The following is a 12,111-nucleotide window of genomic DNA, read 5'->3' on the forward strand; positions in this document are numbered from 1 at the left end:
CGCGAGTTCGGCCTTGTCGACGCCGCGGGCGGCGAGCGCCGTCAGATCTTCCGCGAAGGGCGCGCCCGCCTCGGCCTTGCGCAACAGGCTGCCGGCAATGATCGCCGCGGCCTCGTCGCCGGCATGCGCCGCGGCGGTCTGCCGCGCCAAGTGCTGTGCGGCGGCGACCGCGTCTTGCTGGGCCGCGACTTTGCCGGAGAGATCGCCGACCTGCGCGGTGAGCGCGGCGAGCTTGTCTTGTAAGTCCGCGACGTGTTGCGTCAGCGGGGCAAGATCGGGCGCGGGCCCGCCGGCTTCTGCCGGCTGGGCGGCGAGCTTGCCGATTTCATTCTTCAAATCGGCCAAGGCGGCGGCGGCCGTATGGCTTTGCGTTTCCGTCGCGGCGAGGCGGTTGGCGAGGTCGGTCTGCGCTGCGGCGAGCGGCGCGCTCGCACTTTGCTCTTGCTGCAGCCGATCTTGTTGCTGCGCCAAAGTGTCGAGCCGCGCCGTCAGCGTATCGATCTTGGTATCGGACTGATCGAGAAGGCGCAGCCCATAGGCGCCGGCGAAGCCCGCCGCACCGCCAATGATGAGCGACAGCAGCGCCGGGACGAATACGCCGCGGCGGCGCGGGGCTGGCGCGGGTTCTGCTGCGATGGGCGTTTCAATTTCGGAGGCCGGCGCCGTTTCGTCGGCTGCCGCCTCGGAGATCGCCTCCGGCGGAGGCTCTTGGCTCGGCGCAATGGCGTCTTGCGCGGCAACTTCACCCGGCTCGTCCACCGCTTCATGCAGCGGTTCAGGAGGAATGGGATCCGGCGGGGTCAGATCGTGTGCCGTGCCTTCGATGATCGCCGGCTCGCGGCGCAAGGCATTGCCGGAAAAATCCGGTGCGGCTGGCGGGGCCGTCGCTTCGCCCGGTTCAGGATCGGCCATGGAGCCTCCACTTGCTGCATCGCTTCTAGCCGAGGCAACAGGTGGAGGCAACGCGAGGCTTTAAGTTCAGTTACCGACCGCCTTGGCTTTGGCGAGCAGCGCTTCGGCCATGCGGATCGAGGCGATGTCGATGAGCCGGCCGTCGAGCGACACGGCGCCTTTGCCTTCTTTCGCCGCCTGGTCCATCGCTTCCATGATGCGGCGGGCCTTGGTGACTTCGGCTTCGGAGGGGCTGAAGACTTCGTTGGCGAGATCGATCTGCGAGGGATGGATCGCCCATTTGCCTTCATAGCCGAGCACGGCGGCGCGGCGCGCCGCGGCCTTGTAGCCGTCGGGGTCGGAGAAATCGCCGAACGGCCCGTCGATCGGGCGCAGGCCATAGGCGCGGCAGGCGACCATCATGCGCGTCTGCGCCGCATGCCATTGGTCGGCCCAGAAATAGTCGCGGTGGCCCTTGGCGTCCTTGTCGGTCAACACGCCGTAATCCGGATTGACGCCGCCGATCACCGTCGTGCGGGCGCGCGTCGAAGCGGCATAATCGGCGACGCCGAAGGACATGGCTTCGAGCCGTTTGCTCGATTGCGCGATCGCCTCGACATTGGCCATGCCGAGCGCGGTCTCGATCAAAACTTCGAAGCCGATGCGCTTGTCGCGCTTTTTCGCCGCCTCGATCTGGGTGACGAGCATATCGACCGCATAGACGTCGGCGGCGACGCCGACCTTGGGGATCAGGATCATGTCGAGCCGCGGGCAGGCTTCGACGATGTCGACGACGTCGCGATACATAAAATGCGTATCGAGGCCGTTGATGCGCACCATCATCGTCTTGGTGCCCCAATCGACCTCGTTAAGGCCGGCGACGATGTTCTTGCGCGCCTGTTCCTTGTCGTCGGGGGCGACCGCATCCTCGCAGTCGAGGAAGATGATGTCGGCTTTCGACTTCGCCGCCTTCTCGAACATGCCGGGGTTCGAGCCGGGCACCGCCAATTCCGAACGCTGCAGGCGCGCGTGCGCCTGCTCCACCAAAGTGAAGCTCATCGATCGTCCCCTTTACGTGACTGAGCGAGGCGCGAGACGGCTTGTCCGTCCCACGCCTGCGAATGAATGGCGCTTAGGCCGAGACGCGGCGCGAAGCCTGGCTCTTGGCCAGAACCTGCGCCATCGTGGCGCCGAATTCGCTCGGGCTCGGCGCCACGGTGAGGCCGAAGGCGCGCATGATCTCGGCCTTCTCGGCAGCGCTGTCGCCGGCGGCGGAGATGATGGCGCCGGCATGGCCCATGCGGCGGCCCTTCGGCGCCGTGAGGCCGGCGACGAAACCGACGACGGGCTTCGTCATATTGTCCTTCACCCAAGCCGCGGCTTCCGCTTCCTGCGGGCCGCCGATCTCGCCGATCATCAACACGGCTTCCGTCTCGTCGTCCTGGTTGAACAGCGCGAGATGGTCCATGAACGAGCTGCCGTTGATCGGATCGCCGCCGATGCCGACGCTGGTGGTGATGCCGATGCCGAGCGCCTTCATCTGCGCCGCCGCCTCATAGCCGAGCGTGCCGGAGCGTGAAATGACGCCGACCGTGCCGCGCATATAGATGTGCGGCGGCATGATGCCGAGCATGGCCTTGCCGGGGCTGATGATGCCGGCGCAATTCGGGCCGACCATCATCGTGCGCTTGTCCTTCGGGTAGCGCATCAGATAGCGCTTCACCCGCATCATGTCCTGCGCCGGGATGCCGTCAGTGATCGAGCAGACGAGGCGGATGCCGGCGTCGGCGCATTCCATGATGGCATCGGCGGCGAAGGCCGGCGCGACGAAGGTGATCGAGGCCTCGGCGCCGACTTCGCGGACGGCTTCCTTCACGGTGTTGAAGACCGGCAGGCCGATATGGGTGCGTCCGCCTTTGCCGGGCACGACACCGCCAACGATGTTGCTGCCGGCGGCGATCATGTCATTGGCGTGAAACGTGGCCTTTTCGCTGGTCAGGCCCTGCACGATAATTCGGGTTTTCTCGTCGATCAGAATGCTCATTGGCGCGTCCCCTCAATGTGCAGTGGTTTTGTAATCGCGGCAGGCGGCGACCGCCTTGGCCGCTGCCTCGCCCAAAGTCTCGGCGCTGATGATCGGGATGCCGCTTTCCTTGATGATCTTGCGGCCCGCTTCGACATTGGTGCCGGCGAGGCGAACGATGAGCGGAACCTTGATCTCCGTCTCCTTCACCGCCTGGACGACGCCTTCGGCAACCCAGTCGCAGCGATTGATCCCAGCGAAAATATTGACCAGCACGCTCTTCACGTTCTCGTCCGAGAGCACGAGGCGGAAAGCGGTCGCGACGCGCTCCGGCGAGGCGCCGCCGCCGACATCGAGGAAGTTCGCCGGGCTGCCGCCGGCGTGCTTGATCATGTCCATCGTCGCCATGGCGAGGCCGGCACCATTGACGATGCAGCCGATCTCGCCGTCGAGACCGATATAATTGAGATTGTGCTCGGCCGCCTGCGCCTCGCGCGGATCCTGCTGCGAGGCATCGTGCATGGCCGCGATATTGGGGCGGCGGAACATGGCGTTGTCGTCGAACGACATTTTCGCATCGAGCGCGAGGATCTTGTCGTCCGCGGTCAGGACCAGCGGATTGATCTCGAGCATCAGCGCGTCGCAATCGCGGAAGGCGCGATAGGCGGACAGGATCGTCGTCGTCGCGCGGGCGACCTGCTTGATGTTCAGCCCGAGCGCGAAGGCAATCTCGCGCGCCTGGAATGCCTGCAGGCCGACGGCCGGCTCGACGACCACCTGGATCACCGCATTCGGGTCGGTCTTGACGATCTCTTCGATTTCCATGCCGCCGTGCTGCGAGGCGATGACGCGGACGCGCTCGGCTTTGCGGTCGAGGACGAAGCCGAGATAGAATTCCCGCTCATAAGGCGAGGCGACTTCGATATAGACGCGCTGGACCGGCTGCCCGTCCGGCGCATTCTGCGTGGTGATGAGCCGCTTGCCGAGGAGGTCGTGCGCGGCCTGGCGGACTTCCTTATAATGCGAGCAGAGCTTGATGCCGCCGGCCTTGCCGCGGGCGCCGGAATGGATCTGCGCCTTCACCGCCCAGCGCGAACCGCCGAGTTCGGTTGCGACATAGACCGCCTGTTCCGGCGTAAAGGCCACCGCGCCCGGTGCTACCGCAACGCCGAACTGCGCCAATAATTGTTTCGCCTGATACTCGTGAATATTCATTGCGGCCGAACCTCCGGGGCACTCAATCTGCAAAGTCGTTAGCCGAGTTTATGAGGCTTCGCCAGATAGCAAAGCGGGAGAGGCGCACGAAGCCCTTGTCGCTGGGCGCTTTTTTCGCGTTGCGGAATCGCGCCCTTGGCGCCGCCCGGCGGACGCTTTTGCATGCGGAGGAGAGGGCAATTTCGACGTGCAGCAGCGGCGCGACGCGCCGCCCCGGCCAAGAAAACTGCGCTAACGTGCCGCAATTTTTTTGCAGTGCCATATAAGGCTCAGCTTGCAGACCGCTGCGAGTTTAAGCAGGAAGAGATGAAACAAAAACTTCATGCCATGGGGAGCGCGAATGGTCGAATTGCCTGTTGAGGATGAGAGCCGGCTTCTGCCAGCCCGGTTGATCGAGGGCTACGAAGTGTTTTTGCGCGGCCGCTTCCGCCGCGAACAGGATCGCTATCGCGAGCTTGCCGATCACGGCCAAAGCCCAAAAGTGCTCCTCATCGGCTGTTGCGACTCGCGCGTCTCGCCCGAGGTGATCTTCGACGCCGACCCCGGCGAAATTTTTGTGCTACGCAATATCGCCAATCTGATCCCGCCCTACGAGCCGGACAGCGAACATCACGGCACTTCGGCGGCGCTCGAATATGCGGTGAAGGTGCTGAAAGTGGCCCATATCGTCGTCATGGGCCATGCGATGTGCGGCGGCGTGCGCGCCTATGTCGAGACGCAATCCGGCGAGGCGGTGAAGCTCGCACCGGGCGATTTTATCGGCCAATGGATTTCGCTGCTCGCCCCGGCGGCGCGCAAGCTCGGGCCGCGGACCGAGCCGATGGCCGACTATGCCGAAAAGCTCGGCCGCGCCGCAATCATCGACTCGCTCGCCAATCTGCGGACCTTTCCCTACGTCCGCGAGGCGGAACAGGCGGGCGCGCTCGCCTTGCACGGCGCTTATTTCGGCGTCGCCGACGGGCGCCTGCTGGGGCTCGACGAGGCGACGGGGACTTTTTCGCCGCTCGCCGCCAAGGCCCACGCCGCGGCGCTCGGCACGCCGAGGTTTTAGAACGGCACGCCCCGACGACCCCTTCGATTTGTTGCGCTTCGCCGAGGCGCAGGCGCCGGTCTATGCGCGCGTCTGCGCCGAATTGCGCGCCGGGCGCAAGGCGACGCATTGGATGTGGTTCGTCTTCCCGCAGCTCGCCGGTCTCGGTCTGAGCTCCATGGCGCAGCGCTATGCCATCGGCTCGGCCGCCGAGGCGCGCGCCTATCTCGCCCATCCCCTGCTCGGTGCGCGGCTGCGCCAATGCACCGACCTCACCTTGCAGATCGAAGGCCGCTCCGCCCAGGCGATTTTCGGCAGTCCCGACGATCTTAAGTTTCGCTCATCGATGACCTTGTTTGCCGCCGTCGCCGAACGGCCCTCGCTCTTCGACCGGGCTCTGCAAAAATATTTTGCCGGCGAGGCCGATCCCCGCACTTTGGCAATCCTTGCGGCCACGCGCGGGAGACCGGCGCCCGATGGTCCGGCGGGGCATTGACCCGGCTCGGGCCCCTGCGGGCAGGGACGGCGCGTCCAGATTTAGGATTGACATCGATTTTTCGCTGAGGCGGACTACGCTCCGTGCCCGGTCATCAAGGTCGGAGATTTTTCATGCTTAAATTATTCCGCAGCGCATTGATCGTCATCACGCAATCCGCAGGGCTTCTTGTGGCGGCATCTTCGCTGGCTTATGCGGCCGATTGCGCCAGCCTGCAGAAAGGCAATGAGGTTTTTGCGGACAGTTTTGCCGATAATACCGGCGGCTGGCCAACCGATCCCGATGCAACCATCGACAAATCGGGCCTGACCCTGCATCTCTACGCCCCGAACAGCTCTTGGGTCTATCTCAACAATACGTTCAACGCGAGCGACGGCGATTATTGCCTGGAAGGCCTTGTGCCGAAGCCGGCGGCGGCCAATAACGCCTCCTATATCGGCCTCGCCTTTTTGGCCAAGGACGCCAGCACGTTCGACGTTCTGCAAGTCGACAGCTCCGGCGGAATCCAGCTCTGGCGAAAGGTCTCCGGCACCTGGACGCAGGTCGCCAATCTCTCGCGTCCGTCGCTCGTGCCGACGGCCGGCTCGCCCGTCGTTCTTCGTGCCGTCGTCAAAGGCACGCTGATTTCGGTCTCGGTCAACGGCACCGATTTGCAGAAAGTCCGCATCCAGGTGCCGAGCGGGCCGCTCGAATTCGGCATCTACGCCCAGACGGAGAGCAATGTGGCGAAACCCGGCGTCGGCGTTCAGGTCACGAAATATCGCGTGACCGCCGGCGAGTAGGCGCGCCACAGCGGAACTTCATGAGGGACGCGCGGGCGTTGCTCATCCGCCGCTTCTCCCTTCGCCGAGGTGGTGCGCCGCTATAAGCCGGCGGGCCGCCTCCTGCGCGCTGGGCGCTTCACGGAATTTTTGGTCCCTTGATTCGCGGATTTGATGCGTGAGTGCCGAAGGAGCGGCCGCGGCGTTTTGGAAGCGCTGCTCCAGTTTGCTGCAATTCATAAATTGCGAACGATAAAATTGCGCGGGAGGCTCTCCGATGTTTCACATCGGCAATCCGATTGCTGTTTTTGTTTTTCTTCTCGTTTTGGCAATTTTCTTGACGGTAAAAGGGCGTGGCAGGATTCAGAATTTCGGAGTCGCCGGCACAAGCATTCTGGCAGTCCTTTCTCTATGCGAGGTTGCTGCGACGATCTGGGAACCGCCGCACCCGTCCCGCACGATTGCCGACCTCGATAAATCAGGCGGCAAGCTCATCGATCATCGCCCTGTCGTCGGCTGGGGACCGACCGCTCCGGGGCGATATGAGTCCCGCCAGTTTTTGGACGGCAAGCTCATTTACGATGCCACCTATACGATCGGCAGCGATCTGCTTCGCAAGGTTGATAGCGGTAGCGACGGGAAGGGTGTCGCCTTTTTAGGCGATTCGGTCATCTTCGGAGAGGGCATCCAGGATGGCGATACGCTGCCCCAGCAATTCGCCGATCTCGAAGGCCGGGCGTCGCCGGTTTATAATCTTGGCTTTTCCGCCTATAGCCCTGCCCAGGCGCTCGCGGAGATGCGCGCCGGGCTTTACGACAAAGACCTCAGCAATTCACGCCTTATCGTCGAATTCGTGGCGCCGTGGCACGCAGACCGCGTATCTTGCAAGGTCTCATGGGTTGAAGGCGCGCCAAGGTTCTTGTCGATAAACGGACGGATCGTGCAAACCGGCACGTGCCAGCCGACGGCTTCACCGCTCTCTTATTTCGCGATGTTTCGCTTGTTTAGGCCGCCAACTATGACGACGGTGACCGACCGCGACGTTGCGCTTTTGACGGCCATAACAGAGCAGGTGATCCGCCTAGCCCGCGAAAAATATCACGTTCCAATCGTTATATTCTACAAGAGGGAGCCGGCGTATCTCAGCCCCGTGCGGGGCTGGACGGATGACAAGATCATGCAGGTCTTGCGCGACGCCGGAGCAGAGGTTCTCGAATATGTCGTGCCGCCCGGCGCGCAATATCGCATTGCGGGCGATGGTCATCCGACCAGACTGACGAATACGTTGTGCGCGCGGAAACTCTACGATTTCGTGCGCGAGCAATTTCCCGACATCGAAACGACGGCTGCGCGGTGAGTTCCTGGCGTCCGAAAAGATGCCGTTTTCGATCGTGGCGTGCTGCGAAGGTCGACCTCGCTCAGTCCGGTCGATGCACGGATTGTCGAAGACGTGCGCTTGACGCGTCAAAACGGTGCCGGAGCAAAATCAGCGGCACGCGACGTTGAGGGAACAATAAGCCTGCTAGCGCGTTGGCTTGCACTGCCGCGCTCGCGGCTGCGTCCGGGCTTTGCCGACGGCAAAGCTGCGCTCAATCTCGATCGGCGGCGAGTATCAGTCGTGTGTTCTGCGGTATTGAATGAGAATTGCAGAGCCTTGTTGGGGTTTGGCGGTTTCGAACGGAGCGGATGAGATTTGGTCGGCCCGTTTCGACATTCGCCTGCAAACCTCTCGCCTTCTCTCTTAGCTCTTATCCGCGCAACAGCAATCCGGGTTCAGGCCGGGTTCAGCAAGGATAGGTCTTGTTCCCAGCTTCAGATTTTGAATGACCGCTCGATATGTCAAACAGCACGAGACCCTCGAATATCCTCCTGACCCGTCGCGGGCTTATGGAACAAGGCGGCGCCATGACCTTGGCCAGCGCGCTCGCAACCTTTGGCCCCGCGCCGGCGCTCGCCTCCGACAATAAGGCCGGCCCGAGATTCGCGACGGACGGTCCGTTCAACCGCTCGACGGTGATCGAAATCGCCCGCGCGCTCGCCAAGAAGCCGTTTCAGCCGCCGCAGGACAAGTTGCCCGAGCAGCTTACCAAACTCACCTATGACCAATATCGCGACATCCGCTTCAAGCCCGACCATGCGATCTGGGCGAAGACCGGATTGCCGTTTCAAATGGAATTGTTCCACTCCGGATTCTATTTCAAGGATCCTGTCGAGGTCGCCGTCGTCGATAACGGGCAGGCGCGCCATGTCGCCTATGATCCGGATATGTTTACCTTCGGACCGCTGGTGCCAAAGCCTATTCCGCAGGGGGATTTTGGCTTCGCGGGCATCCGTATTCACGCGCCGATCAATCGCAAGGATTATTACGACGAGGTCTGTGCCTTCCAGGGCGCAAGCTATTTCCGCGCCGTCGGCCGCGGCCAGGTCTACGGCCTTTCGGCGCGCGGGCTCGCGATCAAGGTCGCCGATCCGGAGGGGGAGGAATTTCCTTCGTTCCGCGCCTTCTGGGCGGAAACGCCGTCCGCCAATAGCGACAGCGTGGTGATCCACGCGCTTCTCGACAGCCAAAGTTGCTCCGGCGCGTATCGCTTCACGCTCAGTCCCGGCCTGCCGACGGCGATGGATGTCGAGGTTTCGCTGTTTCCGCGCGTCGCACTCGACAAGCTCGGCTTGGCGCCGGGCACCAGCATGTATTATTTCTCCGACAACAGCCGCCGCGACATGGACGATTTTCGCCCGCAAGTCCACGATTCGGATGGCCTCCTCATGTTGACGGGCCGTAACGAACGGATCTGGCGGCCGCTTGCAAACCCCGCCCGGCTGCAGATCAGTGCCTTCGTCGATTCAGGCCCGCGCGGCTTCGGCCTGATGCAGCGCGACCGCTCGTTTTGCGATTATGAAGATCTCGAATCATCCTTTGAACGCCGACCAAGTCTGTGGATTGAGCCGGTCGGTGATTGGGGGACCGGCGCCGTCACATTGGTCGAGATTCCAAGCAACAGCGAAATCCACGACAACATTGTCGCCTATTGGGCGCCGAAGACTCCGATTCCGGCAAACGCGGAATATAATTTTGCTTACCGAATGCATTGGGGCCTCGATCCCGATCCGCAGCCCGGCACGGTGATCGTCAATGCGACACGCAGTGGCCGGGCGAGCGTTGCCGGGCCTTCTGCGCAACGGCTCTTCGTCATCGATTATGTCGCCGCGGCTGCCGCTGCCGGCCAGCCAGTGCCGCTGCCGATCCCCAAAGCCAGTGTAACGGCCTCGGTCGGCAAGATTTCCGACGTCGCGGTCACGGTGAATGACAAGATTAACGGCTGGCGGCTTTCCTTTCATCTCGATCCGGCCAACGAAACGCTGATTGAATTGCGATCCACCCTTGCATTCGCGGACAATCGCCCGGTCGAGACCTGGGTCTACAGATGGACCGCGTGAGCGCACATGCCGCCACGCGGCCCATCGATGCGCCGGCGCGAGGAATGCCGGCGGAGCATCCGCTGCCGATGCCGGTGCAACCGCTCGATCGTTTCGACGCTGGACTCCGCCTGCCGTGCCGAGCGCGCGAGCAACGGCAAATTGCGCTCCGCCGCGCTCTTGTCCTCGGCGGCGCGGCCGCGCTGACGGGTTTCGCGGTCTATGAGATGGAACGCGTCCTCGGCCTCGCCGGGCTGACGGTCCTCGAAGGCCTCATCCTGATCCTCTTCGCACTCACCTTCGCGTGGATCGCTCTGGCCTTTGTCAGCGGGTTGGCCGGGCTTGCCGCCGCGATGACCTCACGAGCCCGAATCAGCCCGGGGATGCCCGAGGGCCTCACCGCGGTTCTCATGCCGACCTATAATGAAGCGCCGGCGCGGGTCTTCGCCGCGATCGAAGCGATGGCGATCGGCGTCGGGGAACGCGGCGCCGGTCATGCCTTCGACTGGTTCGTGCTTTCCGATACGACGGATCCCGATATCGCGCTGGCCGAGGAAGCCGCGCTTACTCTTTTGCGCAGCCGAGTCGGCGATCGCGCAAGGACGTTCTACCGCCGCCGGCGCAGAAACATTGCCCGCAAATCCGGCAACATCGCCGATTTCTGCACCCGCTGGGGCGGCGGCTATGATTATCTTCTCGTTCTCGATGCCGATAGCCTGATGACGCCGGAGACGATTGTGGAACTCGTCCGCCGCATGGACGGCGATCCGGACGCGGGCCTCATTCAGACGATCCCGAGACTGGTTTCCGGCGTCACAGTCACCGCCCGCCTGCAGCAATTCGCAAACCGCGTCTATGGACCCATCGTCGGCGGCGGTCTTGCGTGGTGGTGCGGTACGGAAGGCAATTATTGGGGCCATAACGCGCTGATCCGTACCCGGGCTTTCACCGAAGCGGCGGGTCTGCCCGATATTCCGGGCAATCCCCCGTTCGGCGGCCATATCCTGTCACATGATTTCGTCGAGGCGGCACTTCTGCGCCGCGCCGGCTGGGGCGTGCGGATCGCCGCCGATCTCGGCGGTTCCTACGAGGAGAGTCCGCCATCGCTGATCGATCTCGCCGTGCGCGACCGGCGCTGGTGCCAAGGCAATCTCCAGCATACGAAAGTGCTGCGTGCCGCCGGGTTCCATTGGATGAGCCGGTTTCACATCGTCAACGGCATCATGAGCTATCTCGCTTCGCCGCTTTGGTTGCTGCTCATTCTCGCCGGTCTCGCGCTGGCTCTTCAGGCGCATTTCACCCGGCCGGAATATTTTCCCAATCATTTTTCTCTTTTTCCGACGTGGCCGAAGATCGACTACGAGCGCGCTTTGTGGCTCTTCGCTTTGACCATGGGCGTGCTTTTCGGTCCGAAGATCATTGGGCTCGGAACCTTTCTTTCGAACGGGCGCGACCGGCGCGCCGCGGGAGGCCTGTTCGAGGTCCTTTGGAGCTTCGTCTTCGAGGTCGTCGGCTCTGCCTTGATCGCGCCGATCATGATGCTGGTGCATACGGGTGCCGTGTTCTCCGTTCTGATGGGCCGCGATTCCGGATGGAAGCCGCAACGCCGCGACGATGGGTCGGTACCCTTGCGCGATCTCATCCATCGTCACCGCTGGCACATGGGCGCCGGGCTTGCCCTGCTCGCCGCTGGCTATGCGGATTCGATCAGCCTCGTCGCGTGGCTGAGCCCCACCATCCTGGGGCTCATTCTGGCGATCCCGGTGTCCGGATTGACCGCGTCGCCGGCTTTCGGCCGCGCGATCATGCATCTCGGGTTGCTGCGAACGCCGGAGGAGACGGCGCCCCCCGCGGTGCTCGAAACGATGCGGGCGCATTTGCCGCGATACGAAGCGGCTGTCCTGGATGCGCCCGGCCTCGCCCGGATCGCTCGCGACGAGCGATTGCGCGCGACGCACAATGCTGTCACGGATCGGCCTCTCCCCCGCCCGCGCGGCACGGTCGATCCGGCGACGGCGCTCGCCACGGCCAAGATCAACGAGGCGAGGACGATCGACGAAGCGGTCAGTTTTCTCACCCCGTCCGAGCGCGCCGCCGTCATAGCGACACCCGAACTGATCGAGCGCCTCGGCGAATTGCCGGCGGGAGAGCTGAGAGTCGATCACACTCCATAAAATCAGCGATCGGCGCCAAGCGCCGGCAGCGTTATCTTCACCGCATTTCGTGGCGATACCGATAGCGGTATGCGTCACGCGTGCATTGCTCGCCGCAAGGCGTT

At 63.3% G+C, this 12,111-nt stretch carries 10 protein-coding genes and 1 pseudogene; 6 read left to right on the forward strand and 5 right to left on the reverse strand.

Annotated features, from left to right (window positions below; all coding sequences use genetic code 11):
• The 5 genes and pseudogenes from Q0025_RS14055 to Q0025_RS14075 all read right to left on the reverse strand — a co-directional run.
• Positions 1-912, reverse strand: a pseudogene (locus Q0025_RS14055) (hypothetical protein); the annotation flags it as partial.
• A 66-nt stretch (positions 913-978) separates the two neighbouring features.
• Positions 979-1,950: a CoA ester lyase gene (locus tag Q0025_RS14060; RefSeq protein ID WP_297300202.1), complete on the reverse strand. Its 972-nt coding sequence runs from the start codon at positions 1,948-1,950 to the stop codon at positions 979-981.
• A 73-nt stretch (positions 1,951-2,023) separates the two neighbouring features.
• Positions 2,024-2,935, reverse strand: a complete 912-nt coding sequence (gene sucD, locus Q0025_RS14065; protein WP_297300203.1) for a succinate--CoA ligase subunit alpha — start codon at positions 2,933-2,935, stop codon at positions 2,024-2,026.
• A 12-nt stretch (positions 2,936-2,947) separates the two neighbouring features.
• Positions 2,948-4,129, reverse strand: a complete 1,182-nt coding sequence (locus Q0025_RS14070) for a malate--CoA ligase subunit beta (protein ID WP_297300205.1) — start codon at positions 4,127-4,129, stop codon at positions 2,948-2,950.
• A gap of 22 nt (positions 4,130-4,151) precedes the next feature.
• The gene (locus Q0025_RS14075) at positions 4,152-4,391 is read right to left on the reverse strand and encodes a hypothetical protein (RefSeq protein WP_297300206.1); all 240 of its coding nucleotides are present in this window, start codon (positions 4,389-4,391) and stop codon (positions 4,152-4,154) included.
• A gap of 78 nt (positions 4,392-4,469) precedes the next feature.
• Between Q0025_RS14075 and Q0025_RS14080 the strand changes: the two genes are divergently transcribed.
• The 6 genes from Q0025_RS14080 (at position 4,470) to mdoH (ending at position 12,007) form a co-directional block, all read left to right on the forward strand.
• Positions 4,470-5,180: a carbonic anhydrase gene (locus tag Q0025_RS14080; protein WP_297300208.1), complete on the forward strand. Its 711-nt coding sequence runs from the start codon at positions 4,470-4,472 to the stop codon at positions 5,178-5,180.
• Between the two features lie 28 nt (positions 5,181-5,208).
• A complete protein-coding gene (locus Q0025_RS14085) occupies positions 5,209-5,655 on the forward strand; it encodes a DUF1810 domain-containing protein (RefSeq protein ID WP_297300210.1) in 447 nt (148 codons plus the stop codon).
• 113 nt (positions 5,656-5,768) lie between these two features.
• Positions 5,769-6,437 carry a hypothetical protein gene (locus Q0025_RS14090; RefSeq protein WP_297300212.1) on the forward strand — a complete coding sequence of 223 codons (669 nt, stop codon included), beginning with the start codon at positions 5,769-5,771 and terminating at the stop codon, positions 6,435-6,437.
• 256 nt (positions 6,438-6,693) lie between these two features.
• Complete coding sequence (locus tag Q0025_RS14095; RefSeq protein WP_297300214.1) at positions 6,694-7,773, forward strand: hypothetical protein; 1,080 nt, start codon at positions 6,694-6,696, stop codon at positions 7,771-7,773.
• 548 nt (positions 7,774-8,321) lie between these two features.
• Positions 8,322-9,854: a glucan biosynthesis protein gene (locus tag Q0025_RS14100; protein ID WP_297300216.1), complete on the forward strand. Its 1,533-nt coding sequence runs from the start codon at positions 8,322-8,324 to the stop codon at positions 9,852-9,854.
• Entirely contained in the window at positions 9,842-12,007 is a 2,166-nt protein-coding gene (gene mdoH / locus Q0025_RS14105) for a glucans biosynthesis glucosyltransferase MdoH (RefSeq protein WP_297300218.1), read from the forward strand. Before Q0025_RS14100 ends, mdoH begins: the two co-directional genes overlap by 13 nt.
• The last annotated feature ends 104 nt before the right edge of the window (positions 12,008-12,111 follow it).

Source organism: uncultured Methylovirgula sp. (assembly GCF_947646745.1).
Lineage (GTDB): Bacteria > Pseudomonadota > Alphaproteobacteria > Rhizobiales > Beijerinckiaceae > Methylovirgula.

Bases quoted from the DNA above. Each gene is read 5' to 3' on its own strand.
- Q0025_RS14080 (WP_297300208.1), top strand. From the start codon at position 4,470: ATGGTCGAATTGCCTGTTGAGGATGAGAGCCGGCTTCTGCCAGCCCGG.
- sucD (WP_297300203.1), bottom strand. From the start codon at position 2,935: ATGAGCATTCTGATCGACGAGAAAACCCGAATTATCGTGCAGGGCCTG.
- Q0025_RS14090 (WP_297300212.1), top strand. From the start codon at position 5,769: ATGCTTAAATTATTCCGCAGCGCATTGATCGTCATCACGCAATCCGCA.
- Q0025_RS14095 (WP_297300214.1), top strand. From the start codon at position 6,694: ATGTTTCACATCGGCAATCCGATTGCTGTTTTTGTTTTTCTTCTCGTT.
- Q0025_RS14075 (WP_297300206.1), bottom strand. From the start codon at position 4,391: ATGGCACTGCAAAAAAATTGCGGCACGTTAGCGCAGTTTTCTTGGCCG.
- Q0025_RS14070 (WP_297300205.1), bottom strand. From the start codon at position 4,129: ATGAATATTCACGAGTATCAGGCGAAACAATTATTGGCGCAGTTCGGC.
- Q0025_RS14060 (WP_297300202.1), bottom strand. From the start codon at position 1,950: ATGAGCTTCACTTTGGTGGAGCAGGCGCACGCGCGCCTGCAGCGTTCG.
- Q0025_RS14100 (WP_297300216.1), top strand. From the start codon at position 8,322: ATGACCTTGGCCAGCGCGCTCGCAACCTTTGGCCCCGCGCCGGCGCTC.
- mdoH (WP_297300218.1), top strand. From the start codon at position 9,842: ATGGACCGCGTGAGCGCACATGCCGCCACGCGGCCCATCGATGCGCCG.